Raw genomic sequence first — 19,824 nt, forward strand, 5'->3', positions numbered from 1 at the left:
GCATCTTTAACGATTATCCTAATCTTAAGGTCTGATAACTTCTACGCCTGCCTCTCCTTCTCCCTTTGGCTTTAGCTCATCTTGCGTTTTCTGCACTGGTGCTGCAGAACGTTTTTTCGTTCCCTTTACAATAATCTGCTTTTGAGGTTTATAGTAATCTTTGCTAATTTGTTTTCTTTCAATCTCAACCCCATTTTCCACAACAATTTTATAGGTCGTAATCTTATAGCCATCTCTACCCTCTTGTTCTACCTTTTCCTCTCCCTGATACATGTTGGCATCAAATTTCACCTCTACCGTTCTCTTTACCACTTCATCTTGCCTTGATTCAATCTTTACAACCTTATTGTCTACCTTCTGTCCATATACTTTAACAATCAAAAGATTTCCTCTTATATAGCTTTCAATATAGATGGGCTGAGACAATATATTCTGAAACTTAAAATCAAGAACGCCATAGGAAACCGTCGCATCCCTTCCCTTTGGTACGTAGGTAGATGGAATGCTATGATTAATTCTCTCTATAATATTTAAATTACTCAGTAAAATTGCATTGTATATGGTACTGGAAACCTGGCAGATCCCACCCCCTAAACCATCTACAAGTTCTCCCTTAAATATCACAGGAGCATTCTGATAGCCCCTACTCTCTGTTCTCGGTCCCACTTTTTCATTGAAGGAAAAAATTTCTCCTGGCATCAACACAGTACCATTAATTGTTTTAGACGCGAGAGCAATATTTTGCGTTCTATTTTTATTCCCTGCTGTGAACTGAGTCGTGTATTCTCCCAAAAGTTCTTGAATAAAGCTCAAGCTTTCCGACGTTATTCTCGGCGAAGCCACCTCAACAGGTATATCCACCTTTACAGTTCCCTGCCGATAATTATTTTTAAGTTCTTCGGAAATTAACCCCTTTAGTCGATCTATATCTACCTTTAAACCTACCTTTTCTTGAGTTATATGGAATCTGCCATCTGCCTTGGTAATTTTTGCATCTTGAGAAGGTTGATCGATATTCTTTCGAATATCGATCAAGATCCCTTCTAGCTTACTCTGATCGATAATAGGTACTAAATTCAAGTTGTAAGGTACTTTATACAGAGAAACAATTTTTTGCAATCTTTCAAAGTAACTTCCATCACGACCGACTTGATAGGCTTCATTTACTGCCTTTGTGTAATCGTAAGAAAATCCAATATCTTTACCATCTATATTCCATCTCTTGTCTCCATAACCTAGCTCTAAACTTTGCTGATCAATGGATTTTTCAAAATGCTCATGTATCTTTTTCTGTGCCTCTAAAACAGATAGGCTCCCTACATCCACATTTTCTATAGTTACACCATTGTAAATCGTGTCTCTATATAGCAAGAAAAATGAAATGCCTGTGGTTGAAATGAGAAAGCTAAACAACACGATGATGAGTCCAGTTATAATATTTGATTTTTTTGTTTTATGTTTAACCTTTGTTTCCAATCCTTCTCCTCCATTCATCTGCAAATCATATTTTAACAATCTCTCCCTATTTTCTATATTTATTTCTCTCATATAACTAATATACATGATATTATGTTCACTGAACATCTATTAATTAAAATTTAATATTAATTTTGTTGCCATATTCCTTTCACCTTTTTTTTATTATCTCATAATATGTAGTGGACATGGGTCCACAAGCAATTTCCCCTTTATTTAGAGGGAGTTTTATACTCCCTCTCTTTTTCTCTTTGATTGCCTCGGTAAAATAACAACTTTTTAATAGGTATAATATTGATTGTTTTACATAACAATATAATATAAGTTTATTCAATCAACGCGGAGTAGAGCAACGGTAGCTCGTCGGGCTCATAACCCGGAGGCTGTAGGTTCGAATCCTGCCTCCGCAACCATTCGTTTAAAAAACTAGAGTTCCCTCTAGTTTTTTTATTGCAGAGATTCTACTATTTTTCACTCCAAAACACTTCTATCTGGTCACCATCTCTAATGACATCTGTATAATTTGCCCTCTGTCCATTTAATTTCAACACCAGGGATCCTTTTGACTTTGTTCTATCAAAATCAATATAATTGAATACATCCACAAAAATAAAGCTTCCACTCTCCTTAAAAACTTTGACAGTTTGCCCATTCACATTCACTTGGATGAAATAATCCCCAGCAACTTCGGCTTCTTCGGTCTCCATCACTGGCTGTCGTTCCATCTCTAGCCCTCTTTCACGGGTATAGATTCTATCTCCATTTCTTAGTACGTAGCCCAATTCTCGTTCTACATCATTAACAAAAACATGATACTGTACAGGATTCATTTCAAATCGATGGAGTAAATCTTCTATTCTCTCGATCTCATCATAATGAATGACATCTCCCTCTTGAATCTCATAATGCATCTCCTGCCCTTTTCCATTCACCGTAAGCTTACTATATAACTTCACTTCCAGTTGATTGAAATTTACATACTTTAAGGTATCTACGATTTCTTTAAGCGTCGCTGCACCATCTTTTCCATCGATGGCAGGATCAATGATAATCATGTCTTTGTGATGGATTGCAGTATCAAGACTGCTAATTTTTCCATTTAGATAAATCTTTGCTGATTCTCCTGGGACACCTGGTATCACTTTTTCTTTTCCATTCAAAGTGAAAACTAGTTTTTTTCCACTCCGCGAAATCAGCTTTCTCGCATTATAGCCGATCAGTATAAGAGCATCTGAAATTAAGAGCTGCTTTGAATTAAATAATTTTATGTTTCTGCCATCTACAGATACCTGAAGAAAATCCTGCTCTCGATCCTTTTCTGCAATAATACCAATACCGATTGGTGTAATAAATTCAGGTCCCATAAGCTTTTCACAGCGAAACACAGTATTTTCAATGATCTCTGTACCTCGTACCACAACCCGCTCTTTTGGCAGTCCAAGCTTTTCCGCTAAATGATTTGTAAATTGCGGTATCTGACTGCCACCGCCAATACAAAATACTGCACTAGGTGCTTTTCCATTATATTCAATGATTTTGTTTGCAATTTCTACTGCTAAGCTTTCAATCACACCATCTATTTTTTCAATAATCTCTTGGGTAGTCAGAGAGTAGGGAATACCTACAATATCGGAGAAGGAATGACTATCCTTTTTGTTCAGCTCCAATTTTAGATTCTCTGCCATGTCAAAATCTAATAGATATGTTTTGGCAAGGGCTTCCGTAATTTCATCACCAGCCACTGAGGCCATGGCATAGGCTACAATGGTTCCATCCTGGGTTAGGGCAATATCCGAAGTGCCTGCACCAATATCCACTAAAGCAAGGTTCAATAGCCGTAGCTTTGGTGGGATTGCTGCTTGGATGGCAGCAATGGGTTCAAGGGTCAAATTGATGACCTCTAGTCCTATTTTATCCATTACAGTATACAGACCATTTACAACCACATGGGGTAAGAAAGTAGCCAAAACTTCTGCACCTATTTTGTTTCCTCGATGCCCCTTTAAAGACATGATGACACCGTCATTTAAATAATAGTTTACAACTGTATAGCCTACACAATAATAAGTATGATCTTGGCTATGACTTTCTTGATCTATAAGTTCCTGGGCTTTCTGAATACCTTCCATCTCAAGACTATCAATCAGTCCTTTGTCAATTTCCTTTGAAATATCAATATCTCTATTTACCATAACCCGATATGTTTTTAAAGCTCTACCAGCTGCTGCGATAGCAACCTGCTTCAGCTCAAAACCTAGCCTGTTTTCCAGAGTCTCTTTCACCTTTCTTGCTATCACAGCTACCTTATCGATATCATGTATTTGTCCATCATACATGGCCCGGCTGGGATGTTCCATCACTTCCACATCTAAAATCACATGTTTGTCTTCATCTTTCTTACTAATAATTCCTACTACATTTCTCGTCCCTATATCTAAAGAAAATATAATCTCATGGGGATTTATCTTTACCGTTGTTGTTTCAGACATCCTTCACAACCCTTTCATTTTCTTCTTCTTAATAAGTATTCTTCATGATTTTACATTTTCCTCTTTCCATTCTTACAATATGCGACAAAATCAACCATGCAAATAGGCGCTATTTATGTTTCTGCTTCCCATTTTTCACATAATAGTTACAATGGGACAATAACGGACATGTCTCACATTTAGGCTTACGTGCATCACAAGTACGCCTGCCATGAAAAATTAGGGTATGGTGGGCTTTGCTCCATTGATCCTTGGGAATATTCTTCATTAACTGCTGTTCAGTTTCTTCAACATTACCAGCGTCTGCTAATCCAATCCTATTAGAAACCCTAAACACATGGGTATCTACAGCGATGGCAGGTACCCCAAAAGCATTGCTGAGCACGACATTTGCAGTCTTTCTTCCCACACCTGGAAGTTTTATTAGTTCTTCCATCGTATTTGGGACCTGTGAATCATATTGTTCAACTAGCATTCTACAAGTGCTCAGAATATTCTTTGCCTTGCTTCTATATAAACCAATTTCCTTTATTTCTTGTTCTAACTCTTCTTGGGTCATCATGAGAAAATCCCTCGGCGTCTTATACTTTTCAAATAGTCCCGGTGTAACCTGATTCACTTTTTTGTCAGTTGTTTGGGCACTAAGAATTGTGGCGATAAGAAGTTGAAATGGATTTTCATGATTCAGCTCGCAATGGGCGTCGGGATAGGTTGTATCCAAAATATCCAATATCTCCAGTACTTTGCTCTTTTTCTTACCCATGGTATTCTTCCTTTCTATCGTTGATCATAATATTTCAATATCGAAATGTATAATTTCTACCCTGTTATCTCCTTCGATAAACTTAATGATGGAATCAATCATCTGATTTGCATGCTTTGTGGTTGTACTGACACAAGCGATCCCAATCACAGCGCTTCGCCATTTGTCCTGGAGATCTACCTCCGCCACTGAAGCATTAAATCTAGACTGAATTCTTCCTATCAGACTTTTTATAATTTGTCGTTTGTCCTTCAATGAATTTGTTTCCTGCATCATCAATTCTACGCTACAAGTTCCAACCATCATCGTCATCACCTCTTTATCAGTCTGCTTATCTATATTATACATGAAATATGCTCCCCTATCCCTTTAACTAATTCCTTTTTGTAATCAATTCTTTTTTCTTGTTTTGTAACATAATTGTAACTTTACTTCAAAAGGATTCAATCTGGTCTTTATAGAAACATTAAAATAGTGAATAATTACATCATAGGAGGTAAATATGAAAAAGATTTTATCACGAATTATATTTATATGCACTGTAACCTTAGTACTCTCTATTATACCAATTTACGGAGAAGAGCTGGGTCCTATTCCTGCTGTGCCGCAAGATACCACCGGAGGGATTACAAAGGCTTCTTTTCTAAGAACCCTTCTTTCCTTGATTCACGACGATCTCTCTCTTGAGACTGTCAGCGATTCTGACTCTTCAAACCTTATAGACCTTGGCAAACAATATGGCATCATCGTAGAATCCCAGTATGATTTGAACCAAGAAATCACAAAAAAAGATGCAGAGTTGATGTTTATACGTGCCATAGGCTACGATCCTATCAAACTATCTATTCAGGATTCTAAGGCCCTTTTGCAAAAAATGAGTACCTTAGGTCAAACCCCTGAAGAGAAATTGATTTTGGAAATGTATCAAAAAATATCGAGCCCATTGGAAGAGCTTCATGGATTTTATGCAATGAAGTCCTATACGCAGTTAGATTTTATACCTGCGTTGGATTCTCTCAGCTTTGGTTGGAGTCAGCTAGCCTTTGATGAAAATAATGGTGTGTCTCTAAAAACCGATGCACAGGGTGGATTAGCCATTCCTTCTGGCTTTATGGAGCCTATCTCAAAAGCAAGAGAGCATCAGATACCTATACAACTCATGGTATATGCTTCTCAAGGAACTAAAAATAGCGAAGGTACAGGCTTAGTAGAGCGTATCTTATTGGATAGTGAAGTAAAGACAAAGGTAATCCAAGAAATCATTCGGCAGATTTTAGACACGACAAAAGACGGTCTTTCCGTCACCTTCGACGGTGTCGTCATCGATTTTGAAGAAATAAAGGATCCTGCTTTGGCTGCGTCATTGAACCAGTTCCTGCAAGAACTTAAGATTGAATTAGATAAGACAAATAAAAAACTTTATGTGGCTGTACAGCCTAGAAAATATTATAAAGGCTATGACTATAAAACCATTGGGGAAATTGCTGACAAAGTAATTCTTATGGCTCACGACTATCATCCACGGCAAGTGGAAGCCCTAAGCACCATCAATCCCATAGAAAACTTTACACAAATTCAAAGTCCCTTAACACCAATTGTTAACCAATATAATAAGGATTTTGATGTATACACTGCCTTACAGGAAATTACAGACAGTCATACAGGCATTTCCGATCGCAGTAAAATTTCTCTACAGCTTTCTTTCAATGCCATTCAATGGAGAAAAATAGAAAACAACGGAAGCTTCACAATCGAGACAGCAAATCCAACCTATGATGCTTTAAGAAATAGACTTTTGGCAGAGCTTCAGAAGGGTACATTAAATATGCAGTATAGCAAGGCGTATGAAAATCCTTATTTCATTTATTTTGATCAGGAAAAGAATATCCATAACATCATTTGGTATGAGGATAGCCGCAGTGTATTATCAAAAATAAATCTTGCCAAGTTGTTTGACATAAAGGATATTTCCCTATGGCGCCTTGGGAATATTCCAAACTATGACAATCATGAAGAGCAGTTCATGTACTTAGATGCGTGGCAACAAATCTTAAATGCTAAAGGAATTCATTAGCCCCAGTTTATTTCATTACAATCGCAACGTCATAAAAATAGAGCATCTGCTATGAAGCAGACGCTCTATTTTTATATCATTCTATTTATTTAATGCTCTCATTAAAAACATTACCACCGGCGTTGGATCTACATACGCTTTCATCGTATTATTCCTTTGATATCTGCCTGCACAGTATACATTTACTGCTCCAAAGAAAGTAGAAATTACCACTTCTTTATCTAGATCATTTCTGACTTCTCCATTTTCTATGGCTTGATCAATCGCACATTCCAATATTGAAAAAATTTCTTCTTTCTTGCGAAGCATCTTGCTTTTCATCTCATTGGAAATAATGTTTTCTCTCACATCGATTTTTTCTGCCATATCAAAATGTTCTGCAACATGTTTGCTATTTTTATTCGCAACTTTTAATAATTTTTCTTCTAAGCTAATATTTTCATCAATGATTTCTACTATTTCCTCCTTGTAGGATTCAATATAATACAAAACCATCTCTTCGAATAGCTGTATCTTGCTCTCAAAATACTGATAGACCGTCCCCTTGCCAATCCCAGCTTCTATAGCGATATCTTCAATCTTTGTATTATGATAGCCTTTGAGCGCAAATATTTTCATAGAAGCCTTTAATATTTCATGCTTCTTATTCACCTTTTGATTCATGACTCCACTGCCTTCCATCTATGCTTCTGCGCTTTTTCTTTTGGATAACTTTCGCTTAATAAAGTGGCTGAAATCATCAAACATCGTATAAAGTACTGGTATAAACACCAGCGTTAACAAGGTTGAAAGGGTTAAACCTGCAACTACAACCGTTGCCATCGATGCCTGCATCTCTGCTCCTTCTCCAATTCCTAGTGCTAGTGGCAGTAATCCTAATACTGTTGTCAATGTGGTCATTAAAATAGGTCTCAATCGTGTTGGTCCAGCATTAGTAATCGCTTCGTTTCTTTCTTCCCCTTTTTCTCTTCTTATATTGATATAGTCGACCAATACAATGGCATTGTTTACAACGATACCTGCCAGCATGATCAATCCAATAAACCCTGTTACATTAAGACTTCTTCCTGTCACCAGCAGTCCAAGCAGTCCTCCCGAAAATGCCAGAGGAACAGACATCATGATGGTAAATGGATGCAGCAAAGATTCAAACTGTGATGCTAGAATCATATATACCAATGCTACAGCCAAAATCAATGCCATGAATAGGTCCGCAAAGGCCTCCATCATCTCTTCATTTTCTCCACCTATGTCATAGGTATATCCTTCAGGCATATCATATTGAGAAAGCTTCTTTTCAACATCAGCTGAAACACTTTTTAAGTCTCTACCCATGATTTGGCTGGACACCGTTGCCATCCTTACTTGACTTTCTCTGCTTATGGTTACAGGTCCTCTTTCTACGCTGATATCAGCAACTTGATTCAATGGCACACTGATACCTGCAGGCGTTTGAATCTCCAATTGTTCAAGATTGGAAATACTATCCTGATAAATCGGGTCGCCTTTGATCACAACATCAATTTCGTCCCCTTCAAATTTATAGGTTGTAGCCGTTTGTCCTGCAATAATGCCCCTGACAGCAGAGCTTACTTGGGATGCCGTCAATCCATATTGTGAAGCATTGCTTCTGTTTAATTTTACATGAACTTCTGGTATACCTTCTTCCAAGTCACTTTCTACTTCTCTAGTACCTTCTACAGAAGAGACAATATTTTTGAAATCTTTTCCGATCTTTTTCAAGACTTCCAAATCATCACCTTTTATTTTTATAGAAATAGGTGCGCTACTTCTGCCCATAGAACTGGAAGACGCCTCGACCTTGATCTCCGCTCCAGGAATATCCTTCACTTTATTACGAACTTCATCGGCAACTTCTGCCGTACTTCGCTCCCGTTGAGATAGTTCTTTCAACACTCCTGATACTCTCCCGCTATTTGTACCACTATTGCTGCTAAACATGCCTCCAGCTGAACCTGCAGTGGAATACACAGTTTCAATCTCTCCAATTTGCTCTAAAATTCCTTCTATCTCCATAACCACTTGGTCAGTATCTTCGAGTTCTGATCCTGTCGGTAAAGAAACACTAACAGAAAACTCTCCCTCATCGGTTGTAGGGAAAAATTCGGCTCCTACTAATGGAATAGAACCCATACCCACAACAAAAACTACAATTCCAATGATCACAGTAGATTTACGATGTTTTAAAGCCCAGGCAAGAATTCTTTTATAAGCTTTTTCAAGATTTGCAAACACTTTGTCAAAGCCATCGTAAAGAAAATCAAACAATCTAAATCGACCATGATGGACTTTTCCTTGTGCTTCATCAATCTTTAAAAGCTTAGATGAAAGCATTGGTACTACCGTAAGTGCGATGACAAGGGAAGCCGCCAAGGACATACATACGGTTAAAGCAAATTCCTTAAATATAGCCCCTACCATTCCTTCAACAAATGCCATCGGCAAGAACACCGCTACTGTCGTCAGTGTTGAAGCGATAACGGCCATCCCAACTTCTTTTGCCCCCTCCGATGCAGCTTCGATTCTGGAATACCCTTCTTGTCTAAACCGATAGATATTCTCCAGTACTACGATGGAGTTATCCACCAACATACCTACCCCAAGGGCCAATCCGCCTAAGGTCATCATGTTCAGTGTAATCCCATTGAAATAAATGAGGATAAAGGAAGCAATAATTGATACTGGAATAGATACCCCGATAATGAAAGTTGTTCTGATGTTTCTTAAGAACAAGTATAGGATAACGATAGCTAAAACAGCCCCCATCATTGCATTGTTTTTTACACTATCTATAGAGTCCTTGATATATTCTGATTGATCTAATACAACATTAATCTCCAAATCCGGAAATTCCTTTTTCAGCTTTTCAATCTCCATCAGTGCTTTATCTGCCACCTGCACCGTATTGCTGCCAGATTGCTTCTGCAAGGAGATATTTACACTTCTCTTCCCATTGGTTCTTGTAATGGCAGTAATATCTTTATGCTTCATCTCCACTTCCGCAATATCCTGTAGATAAATCACGCCGCCTGCCGGTAAGGCAATAGGTAATGATTTGATCTCATCAACGGTCTGGAACTCCCCTACAGTTTTAAGGGTTAGTTTCTGAATTCCTTTTTTCACCTCTCCACCAGGCATATTGAGATTTTCCGCCTGAAGTTTCTGCGCCAGTTGATTCAAAGTAAGACCATAACCCTGTAGTTTCTCTTGGTTTACAGCGATTTCGATCTGGTCCTCATAACCACCAGAAACACTAACAGATGCGATACCAGAAATTCTTTCCAATCTTGGTTGGATGGTATCTTCAGCAATTCTCTGTAGTTTTGACAAATCTTCCCCGTTGGTGATGGAAATTTCCATAACTGCCATGGCATTTGGGTCGATTTTTATTACCATAGGTGCATCTGCTCCATCAGGTAACCTTCCTTTTATTAAATCCACCTTTTCTCTCATTTCAAGGGCGGCAAAATCCATATCTGTACCATCATTAAATTCAGCAATAATCATAGACCGCCCTTCTGATGATGAAGAACTTATGGTTTTGATATCTCCTACCGTACCTACTGACTGCTCTAAAGGCTTCGTAATCAGTTCTTCTATCTCCTGAGGGCCAACCCCCGAGTAAGTGGTCATAACAATCCCTACTGGAATCTCAAAGCTTGGATATAAGTCAATCGGTAATTTAGAAAAAGATATGATACCGTAAATTGCAACGATCAAGGTTAACATGATCACTGTGACAGGTCTTTTTACCGATAAGCTGGACAAATTCATTATTGTTCACCTCTCACTACCTTAACTTTTGATTCGTCTTCTACGTAATCTTGTCCTTTTACGATCACCTTTTCTCCTGGTTTTAATCCTTTTACAATCTCTGTTTCTCCACCCGCCTCTAATCCTATGCCTACTTCCCTAGCTGCAGCTCTGTCATCCGCTACCACGTAAACGATATTCTTATCATTTTCATTCATAATCGCTTCCGTTGGTACAGCAATTACATTTTCCCTAGCATTTGTGGACAATTTCACTTTTGCGAACATGCCAGGCTTCACAAGATGATTCTGATTTTCAATATATATTCTTATAGGATATAATTGTGTTTTTGCATCGGAAACAGGACTGATTTTATCAATTTTCCCTGTTAAGCTTTCACTGGAAGCGGAAGGAATGTCCACCACCACTTCTTTACCTACAGTAATGGCATTGATTACATTTTCTGTTACGTTAATCTCAGCATATACATTATCCATATTTACAATCGTCACAGAAGGCTGAGCAGTACTAGCCATCTCTCCTACCTCTACATCCACGGCAGAAACAATGCCGTCCACAGGAGCTGTGATCGTCAAATTCTGTAGGCTGTCTAAAGCTTGCGTGTATTGAAGCTGTGCCTGCTCTAACTGAACTTGAATCGTCTGTAAGGATGTATCTGAAGCTGCCAATTCAGCCTGCTCCAGTTGACTTTTAGGAATTGCTCCTTGTTCATATAAAGCCCTTGTTCTTTCCAATGTCACCTTCGCATTGTCAATCTTCTCTCTCGTCAGTTGATAATTAGCCTCTGCCAAATCTATACTTTTCTTTGTTAAATCAGCCTGTTTTTGTATATCCTCTTTATCTAATTGAAATAATACGGTGCCTTTTTTCACGACAGATCCAACGGCAACATTTACACTCATCACCTTTCCAGGTGTCTTAGGCACAACATACACCTCTTTGTCGGCATAAATCTTACCGCTAAATGTAGTTTCATTGGATATGGTTTTTTGTACCACCGTGGCTATTTCTACCGGTATGTACTTTTCTTCAACTGGCGCATTGGCTTCAGCTGTTTTTTTTGCGCCACAGCCTGTTAAAATGCTCATAAGTAAAAATGCTGCAAGAATGAATGATACGGTTTTCTTTCTCATTTTTTTCCCTCCATAAAAAACAATATTCTCTTGAATGATTGACAACTCCCTACCATCTTAGTCCGACTGACTGGTCAGTATTTTTTCATTATATATTCAATTGTTTCGACAGTCAATTAAACAATAATAAATTATTTGTAAATTTTTCTTTATAAATTAGACCATGTTTCAGAATGTCATCAGGATTCGATAGTATTATGATTTATGATGCTACTTTGAATATTACGCAGAAACATCAAAAAAGTTTGTATCAGCATAAAAATTTATTAATTTTTTTAATGTTGACTTTTGTCCTATGTAGTTTCAAAGATGTAGAAGTTAAGAAAACGAAGTGATATGAAAGCATAAAAAGAAGCAGCTTCCTCATAATGCATTGAAGAAGCTGCTTCTTTTATTATTTATTATTTAACTTCATTAATTAAATCAAGCCCATTTCCTTGCCTACCTTTTCAAAGGCAGCTACTGCACGATCCAGTTGCTCTTCTGTATGGGCTGCAGTTACCATACACCTTACTCTGCCTGCTCCCTTTGGAACTGTTGGGAATACGATACCAGATACAAAGACCCCATTATTGAATAAGTTTCTTGAGAACTCCATGGTCTTGGCTTCATCACCGATGATCACAGGTGTAATTGGTGTCTGGCTATTTCCTGTATTGAAGCCTAGCTTGCCAAGCTTTTCTTTAAAGTACTTCGCATTGCTCCATAGACGATCCGTATATTCAGTGGTTTCCATCAGCATCTTAATGGCTTCCATGACCGCCCCTACAGCAGCTGGTGGCAATGATGTACTGAATAAGACCGGTCTTCCTCTATGGTTTAACCAATCCTGAGCTGTCTGGCTTCCTGCAACATAGCCACCAATCACACCGATGGCCTTTGATAAAGTTCCAATACTAAAGTCAATTCTTCCGTGAAGATGGAAATGATCCACCGTACCTCTACCACTTTCTCCTAACACCCCAGAACCATGGGCATCATCCACATAGGTCATGGCATTATATTTTTCAGCTAAGGTTGCAATGTTAGGAAGATCAGCGATATCCCCGTCCATACTAAATACCCCATCTGTAATGATCAATATATTTCTATATTTATCTCGGTTTTCCTTTAGTACCTTTTCTAAGCTATCCATATCATTGTGTTGATAAATCGTTTTGGCTGCCTTGCTTAATCTTGCTCCATCAATGATGCTGGCATGATTCAATTCATCAGAGATAATCAAATCTCCAGCCTCAGTGATCGCCTGTATTGCACCGGCATTACAATTGAATCCAGATTGGAAGGACATTACAGCTTCTTCTCGTTTAAATTTAGCCAATAAGGCTTCCATTTCCTCATGGATATCCATATTACCGATGATTGTTCTTACTGCACCTGCACCTACCCCATACTTTTCTACTGCAGCTATGGCCGCCTTTTTCATTCTAGGGTGATTTGCAAATCCCAAATAATTATTGGAAGATAAGTTAATTACTTTTTTCCCGTTCAGAATTACTTCTGCTTCGTTAGGTCCTTCCAACACTGGAAGTTTTCTATAAACCCCTTGACTCTTTAGCTCTTCAATCTTCTCCTTAAGAAAAGGCAGTTCGTGAATATTTGACATGACCTAAAACCTCCTTCTATAACAACTCAGCTTTTCCAGTTTTATCTATCTTAATTTTATCATATTTAAGTCTATTTATTCATGTTGGGAAACAATACAACTTTTCCACAATCTCCGCGCTTCATCAATTCCATACCTTCCTCATAAGCTTCTAAAGGAAGTTTGTGGGTTATAATAGTATCAATATTTAAGTTTCCTGATGCTAACAAGCCCTTTACTTGATACCAAGTATCGTACATTCTTCTACCTGTAATTCCATGGATTTGTATTCCCTTGAATACCAAGCTGGCGATATCAATCTCCACATCTTTTGTCGGTATACCCAACATAGACATTCTGCCGCCTAGCTTGATATATTCCAAAGCCTGTTGAATAGCTACTGCATTTCCAGACATTTCAGCGACCACGTCAACACCCATGCCATCTGTTTCCTCTAATACTCTCTTTACTACATCCTCTTTCATAGGATTGATAACCACATCAGCACCTAACTTTTTCGCTAACGCTAATCTATATTCATTTACTTCAATAGCAATCACCTTTGATGCACTTACTGCTTTCGCCACAGCAACAGCCATAATACCAATCGGACCGCAGCCTACGACAGCAATGCTTTTTCCAATGATTTCTCCGGACATCACGGTATGTACCGCATTGCCCAGTGGCTCTTGAACACATAAATATTCTGGTGGAATGGATGGGTCGTTGATCCATGCATTTTCCTCAGGTATTGCTACATATTCTGCAAATGAACCGTCTGTATCTACACCAAGAATCTTTGTGTCCTTACAAATATGTGCTTTTCCAGTAGCACATAACTCACATTTACCACATACCACATGGGTTTCAGCAGATACAATATCACCCAATTTTACCCTGGTAACGTTTTCTCCTATTTCAACAACTTCTCCAGCAAATTCATGCCCCATGATACGAGGTGTTTTGATTCTTTTTTGAGACCAAGCATCCCAGCTGTAAATATGGTAGTCAGTACCGCAAATTGATGTAGCCGCTACCTTTACTAAAATATCATTGGGTCCTACTTTTGGAATTTCCTTCGTTGCGATGACTGCTCCCGCTGATGGACTCTCTTTGATGACTACTTTCATTGTTCCTTCCATTATATATCCTCCTCTTTTATGATAAATAGAGTATTTTAGTCGACTGGACGATTATCGAATACAATTGTCCGCCAAAACACCACTTTTTTATCAAACTGTCCGTGACTAATATTACTATACCACATATTTTTATAAAATTCCTCCTTTTTTTACTCATTATTTCATATTAATTTTTCACAAAGTAAAGAGCAGCGAATAAACGCGCTGCCCTTTGTATCACTATCTTCCTTTGAACGGCTTTCCCCTAAAGCCTTTCCTATTTCCTGGATCCCCTTCATTTTTTACAATCATTGTAAAATTATTCAGCTTCTCCATCACAGCCTCTGCTATCTTTTGAAATGGTTGATCTGTCAAAATCTCTATTCCTTCCTCTACGGAACTAACAGGATATATATGAAATTTCCCATCCCGAACCGCCTGAATAATTTCATCTTTTAAAACCAAATCATCTACATTTTGATAGGGTATTATCACACCCTGATCACCAGTCAATTCAAAATACTTACATAAGCTAAAAAAACCCTCTATCTTTTCTGTCACACCACCAACAGGCTGAATCTCACCCTTCTGATTCACAGAGCCTGTCACCGCAATATTCTGTTTTAAAGGTATATCGCTCAAACTCGATAAGAGTCCATATAACTCTGTACTGGATGCACTATCGCCATCCACTCCACTATAGGATTGTTCAAAGCAAATTTTAGCGGTCACAGTGACAGGGTATTCCTGCCCAAACTTTTCGCTTAAATAGCCTTCTAATATCAGTACACCCTTATCATGAATTTTTCCACTCATTTTTACTTCTCTTTCAATATTGATAATTCCCTTATTTCCTGCAAAGGTGGTTACGGTAATCACCGACGGCTTACCAAAGGAGTGATCTCCCACATCAATCACTGAAAGGCCATTAATCCTTCCAACTTTTTTCCCTTTGAGATCAATGATAATTTTACCTGATTCGTACATTTCATCCAGTTTCTCTTCCATTCGATTGTTTCGGTATTGTTTCTCCTCATAAGCCTTATCAATATGAGCTTTACGAATCCATTCACTTTGGTCCATATCCGCCCATACATCAGCTTCTATCAATAGCTCAATAATCTTATTGAATCGGGTAGAGAGTTTTTTCTGACTTCCTGCAATTCTATGGCTATACTCTACTACCCTAGCCACTGCTTCTCGATCCAAATGCTTTAATTCTTTTCTATCACAATAATCACTAATAAAATTTGCGATTTTCTGCTCATTTTCACGGTTCGTGTCCATCACAGAATCAAAATCCACCTTTACTTTGAAAAGCTTCTCAAACTCCTCGTCATAGCTATATAAGAGCTGATATAAATATGGATTTCCAATCAATATAACCTTGATATCTACAGGAATCGGCTCAGGTTTCAGGGTCGTTATCTCCACAATACCCAATTGCATCCGTAAATTCTCAATACTGATTTCACCAGTTTCAATGGTTCGTTTTAACAAATCCCATGATTGGGGATTTGTAAGGACTTGATTGGCTTGTAAGATCAGATACCCTCCATTGGCTTTATGAATGGCACCGGGTTTAATCATAGTGAAGTCAGTCTTTAACGCACCTTGCTCATTTTCATACTCTATCCTACCTACTAAATTATTATAAGTCGGGTTACATTCCATTATGATAGGCGCTCCTGTAGTATCACTGTTATCTATAAATAAATTGACCTTGTATTTTTTCACAAAATTATTTTCTGCTTTCTTGACAACCAGCTCATCCTGTTCTTCTTCAGATAAATCGAAATCATAAAGCTGCTCAATGATATCATGTTGCACATTTTTCAAATAATCGATAATCTTTGTATGTTCTTTATATTTATCAAACAATTCATCCATTAAGGGTTCCACCACATATAAACCAATAGTATTGTCTAAATCTATCACCTTTTTCTTTGCCTGTCTTTCCAGTTCTTTAATTTTTCTTAGAATTTCCACTGCCAGATCTTGTATATCTTCTGCCTTAGCCTCAATTTCATTTCTCTGCTCTTCTTCCAATGCGTTATATTCTCCATCGCTGATTACCTCTCCATTGATCAAAGGGGCCAAAGCAAACCCTGTACTGGTATTTTTGATTTTAAAGCCCTGCTCTTTGCTATATTCCGTTAATTCTTCAATTAACTGATTCCTTTCATCCTGAAATTTTTTTGCTATTTCAGCTTTGCGTTTTTCATAATCTTCTCCATGAAAAGCCTTGGGAATTTCTGTTAGAAGATCCTGTACAAGGATATCCATATCCTCTACTAAAATTTTACCCATACCCGGTGGTACATTCAAAGCCAGCGGTACACCTGGATTGTTAAAATTGTATACATAGCACCAGTCGTCAGGTACATTCTCCCCCTTTGCTCTTTGAGATACGATGCGCTGAGCGTAACTGGTCTTTCCTGTACCCTTTAATCCCGTGATAAATATGTTATATTGTGAGCTTTTTACCCGTAGCCCAAATTCCATAGCCCTTACTGCCCGGTCCTGACCTATGATGTTGTCATTAAAAATCAGATCTTCTGTGGTTCTAAAATCGAATTGGCTTGGATTGCAAAACCGTTTGAGCTTTGTATATGGAAGTTCTTTATACCTTGTCATCCATAATTCCTCCTATTCTGTCCTTAAACGCAAGCACTCTTTAATCCATTCTATTCACCTTCCTCGTCCTTCTCTCCAATAATTTCAGTAAAGATAAAAACTATTCATTCAATCAGGTAACAATAGAATCAAAAAAAAGAAAAACCTTAAGCTTAAAACTTAAGGTTAAATCGACGGGACCTGTTATGGATAGTCGTAGTAATTGTATTAGATAACAAAAGGTGGGAGGACAGATTCTTATTTGGCATGTCTTTTTGGATTATAAACTTCGATAGTAATTTCTTAAGAATTCTCATGCTTTCACTCTTTCTAGATCAATGATTTCGAATATACGCCAAAGTACTTCTCAGCGTTCCACGTTCCACTTCTATTATAATATTCTGATCTTTCCAATGAAACTTGAAATATTTACCTGATCCGCCTTATCATATTAAAAAAATATAAACTCGCAGTGCAAAGTCTCTCCCAGATTTAAGATAACCATGGAGTGCTTCTTTTCTCGCCTTTTTACTGTAGGAGATCCAGGATTAATCATCATAACCCCCTTCTTCGTTTGAAGCAGTGGTTGGTGACTATGGCCAAAAATCAGGATATCTATTGCCATATCTTGAAAAACTTCTAAAGCTCGGTCTGTTGTTTTTCCTTTCTCTCCATGACCATGAGTAATACCGATTCTATAGTTCTCTAAATTGATGATCAGCTTCTCCTTTAGTTTATACTGAAGTCTCTCATCATCATTATTGCCTCGGACCGCATATACAGGGGCATAGTTTTCCAGCAAATTTAACAGTCCTTCTTCCTTTACATCGCCACAGTGGATGATGCCGTCTACACCCTCTAAATATTTAATCACAATTTGTGGCAAATCCAATTTGTCATTCTTTAGATGAGTATCAGCTAAAACAGCAACACGCATTTATTCACCCTCTAGATACCTTATGATTTCTTTTATGATTTCTTGATCCTTTTCCAATCTCAAATGTTGCTCTAATATAGCTTTTCCTTCCCAACCTATTTTATGAATAGCCCAAACTGCATATTTCCTTATCATGATGCTATCATCCTTTAAAGCCTCCATGAGATAAGGGAGTAGCCCTGGATCTTTCGCATTTCCTGCTGCAATGATCGCATTCCGTCTTAAGTTATTTTTGCCTCGCCATCCAGCTGCAGTGTCCTTATACAACGCTTTAAATTCTTTATTAGACATCTGAATCAGTCTTCCGATGTGTGGTCGGTGAGTTCTTCCTTCTGGTATAAAATCACCTTTCACCTTATGGGAAATAGGGCGATTGTGAGGACAAACATTCTGGCAGACATCACAACCATAGATAGCATTTCCCATTTTTTCTCTTGTTTCTTCTTCAATCTCTTCTTTGGTCTGGGTTATATAGGATAAGCATTTTCGCGCATTCATGCCATACCCATCTTCTAGGGCACCACCAGGACATGCTTCAATACAAAGATTACATCCTAAACAATTTTCTACCATGGGTTGATCAGGCGTTAGAAAAAGATTTGTCAGTGCATATCCTAAAAAAACCCAAGAACCAAAGTCTTTCGTTATGAGCATATTATTTTTTCCGAACCAACCAAGGCCTGCACGATAAGCTACTTCCCGGTCTGATAGAGGACCCGTATCCACAAATGCTTTATATTCAAAATCACTTATACTCTCCTTAATATAGCTCATGAGCCGTAAAAATTTCTCCATCAACACATGATGATAGTCTTTCCCCCAGGCACTTCGTGTAATTTCTCCATAAGGCTCCTCCATGGGTGTTTCATCTCCATGATAATATCCGATCCCGATAGCAATAATAGATTTTGCATTTTCCATAGTAATCAGAGGGTTCATGCGCTTATCCAGATCATGCTCTTCAAAGCCTGAGAGATGCCCCTTTTTATGTCTCGCTCGTTGTACATTTCCAATTCTTTCGAATGGCTCTATTGTAGTAAACCCAATTAAATCAATTCCGATGCTTTTTCCATAACTTCTGATCTTATCCTCGAACATCATCAACCTCATCTCCTAATTCCAAAGAGAATCTTCTTTCCATTATATCATGACACGACAAAAAAGAATTGAGTTTCCCCAATCCTTTCAATAATCAACTGTAAATGCCTGAACCTCGTCAAAAGGCCACAGCCGCAGATCTGCTTTTCCTTCAATATTTTTTATTGGCACGAAGCCAAAGTATCGACTGTCATTGCTATCATTTCTATTGTCTCCCATGACAAACACCATACCTTTAGGTACTTTGCCTTGATCCATATCAAAAGCCCTATCTATATACTGCTCATTCATGATATAATTTTCCTTGATTTCGTTGCCGTTAACAAATACCTTTCCATCGCGAATCATAAACTCGTCATTTTCCATGGCGATAACCCTTTTGATGAAATATTCCTTTCTTCTTTCCTCAATGGGTGGATGGAAAATAACAATATCTCCAATCTCCGGTTTATGAAGCAAGTAGCATATTTTATTTACAAACAACTTATCTCGATCTTTTACGGTAGGTGCCATGGATTCACCCTGTACCACAGTAAAGCCGAAGACAAACTCTTCGATAATAATTGCAATAAAAACTGCAACCAATATATTTCTTAATATACTAATTATTTTATCCAGCATCTCATCACACCCTGTACCTTTTTTAATCATTGTCTCCTTTCACTTCGTTTTTTATAACTAAGTGAACAAATACATTTTCAAAAGAAACAATGAATCAATTTATTATATGAGCAGGG

14 protein-coding genes and 1 tRNA gene are annotated in these 19,824 nt (G+C 37.9%); 2 read left to right on the forward strand and 13 right to left on the reverse strand.

All coding sequences use genetic code 11. The annotated features are described in order from the left end of the window. Window positions 1-24: 24 nt before the first annotated feature. The gene (locus tag HNQ80_RS03425) at window positions 25-1,548 is read right to left on the reverse strand and encodes a VanW family protein (RefSeq protein ID WP_207726836.1); all 1,524 of its coding nucleotides are present in this window, start codon (window positions 1,546-1,548) and stop codon (window positions 25-27) included. A 266-nt stretch (window positions 1,549-1,814) separates the two neighbouring features. Between HNQ80_RS03425 and HNQ80_RS03430 the strand changes: the two genes are divergently transcribed. After that, window positions 1,815-1,889, forward strand: a tRNA-Met gene (locus HNQ80_RS03430). 51 nt (window positions 1,890-1,940) lie between these two features. On the opposite strand, the gene HNQ80_RS03435 is transcribed toward HNQ80_RS03430, so the two are convergent. The 3 genes from HNQ80_RS03435 to HNQ80_RS03445 all read right to left on the reverse strand — a co-directional run bounded on the left by HNQ80_RS03435 (window position 1,941) and on the right by HNQ80_RS03445 (window position 5,076). Beyond that, on the reverse strand, window positions 1,941-3,965 hold the full coding sequence (locus HNQ80_RS03435) for a cell division protein FtsA (protein ID WP_184308220.1): 2,025 nt from the start codon (window positions 3,963-3,965) through the stop codon (window positions 1,941-1,943). A 109-nt stretch (window positions 3,966-4,074) separates the two neighbouring features. Then, entirely contained in the window at window positions 4,075-4,728 is a 654-nt protein-coding gene (gene nth / locus HNQ80_RS03440) for an endonuclease III (RefSeq protein WP_184308222.1), read from the reverse strand. Between the two features lie 24 nt (window positions 4,729-4,752). Then, the gene (locus tag HNQ80_RS03445) at window positions 4,753-5,076 is read right to left on the reverse strand and encodes a DUF503 domain-containing protein (protein WP_279288951.1); all 324 of its coding nucleotides are present in this window, start codon (window positions 5,074-5,076) and stop codon (window positions 4,753-4,755) included. Between the two features lie 154 nt (window positions 5,077-5,230). Here HNQ80_RS03445 and HNQ80_RS03450 point away from each other — a divergent pair, with 154 nt between their 5' ends. Further along, window positions 5,231-6,802: a glycosyl hydrolase family 18 protein gene (locus tag HNQ80_RS03450; RefSeq protein ID WP_184308224.1), complete on the forward strand. Its 1,572-nt coding sequence runs from the start codon at window positions 5,231-5,233 to the stop codon at window positions 6,800-6,802. 81 nt (window positions 6,803-6,883) lie between these two features. Here HNQ80_RS03450 and HNQ80_RS03455 read toward each other — a convergent pair whose 3' ends face one another. The 9 genes from HNQ80_RS03455 to lepB all read right to left on the reverse strand — a co-directional run bounded on the left by HNQ80_RS03455 (window position 6,884) and on the right by lepB (window position 19,738). Further along, the gene (locus tag HNQ80_RS03455) at window positions 6,884-7,483 is read right to left on the reverse strand and encodes a TetR/AcrR family transcriptional regulator (RefSeq protein ID WP_207726837.1); all 600 of its coding nucleotides are present in this window, start codon (window positions 7,481-7,483) and stop codon (window positions 6,884-6,886) included. Continuing rightward, complete coding sequence (locus HNQ80_RS03460) at window positions 7,484-10,597, reverse strand: efflux RND transporter permease subunit (protein ID WP_184308227.1); 3,114 nt, start codon at window positions 10,595-10,597, stop codon at window positions 7,484-7,486. It abuts the gene before it with no gap. After that, the gene (locus HNQ80_RS03465) at window positions 10,597-11,730 is read right to left on the reverse strand and encodes an efflux RND transporter periplasmic adaptor subunit (protein WP_184308229.1); all 1,134 of its coding nucleotides are present in this window, start codon (window positions 11,728-11,730) and stop codon (window positions 10,597-10,599) included. The genes HNQ80_RS03460 and HNQ80_RS03465 overlap by 1 nt, the downstream gene beginning before the upstream one ends. A 418-nt stretch (window positions 11,731-12,148) precedes the next feature. Then, window positions 12,149-13,336: a glycine C-acetyltransferase gene (locus tag HNQ80_RS03470; RefSeq protein WP_184308231.1), complete on the reverse strand. Its 1,188-nt coding sequence runs from the start codon at window positions 13,334-13,336 to the stop codon at window positions 12,149-12,151. A 71-nt stretch (window positions 13,337-13,407) separates the two neighbouring features. Continuing rightward, window positions 13,408-14,457, reverse strand: coding sequence for an L-threonine 3-dehydrogenase (gene tdh / locus HNQ80_RS03475; RefSeq protein WP_184308232.1), 1,050 nt, complete (start codon window positions 14,455-14,457; stop codon window positions 13,408-13,410). A gap of 219 nt (window positions 14,458-14,676) precedes the next feature. Further along, complete coding sequence (locus tag HNQ80_RS03480) at window positions 14,677-17,073, reverse strand: Lon protease family protein (protein WP_184308234.1); 2,397 nt, start codon at window positions 17,071-17,073, stop codon at window positions 14,677-14,679. Between the two features lie 430 nt (window positions 17,074-17,503). Next, on the reverse strand, window positions 17,504-17,989 hold the full coding sequence (locus HNQ80_RS03485) for a metallophosphoesterase family protein (RefSeq protein ID WP_184308236.1): 486 nt from the start codon (window positions 17,987-17,989) through the stop codon (window positions 17,504-17,506). Then, window positions 17,990-19,090, reverse strand: coding sequence for a tRNA epoxyqueuosine(34) reductase QueG (gene queG / locus HNQ80_RS03490; protein ID WP_184308237.1), 1,101 nt, complete (start codon window positions 19,088-19,090; stop codon window positions 17,990-17,992). It lies immediately after the preceding gene. A gap of 84 nt (window positions 19,091-19,174) precedes the next feature. Continuing rightward, the gene (gene lepB / locus HNQ80_RS03495) at window positions 19,175-19,738 is read right to left on the reverse strand and encodes a signal peptidase I (protein ID WP_243182961.1); all 564 of its coding nucleotides are present in this window, start codon (window positions 19,736-19,738) and stop codon (window positions 19,175-19,177) included. Between the last annotated feature and the right edge of the window lie 86 nt (window positions 19,739-19,824).

The sequence above is a fragment of the Anaerosolibacter carboniphilus genome (assembly GCF_014205875.1).
Taxonomy (GTDB): Bacteria; Bacillota; Clostridia; order Peptostreptococcales; family Thermotaleaceae; genus Anaerosolibacter; species Anaerosolibacter carboniphilus.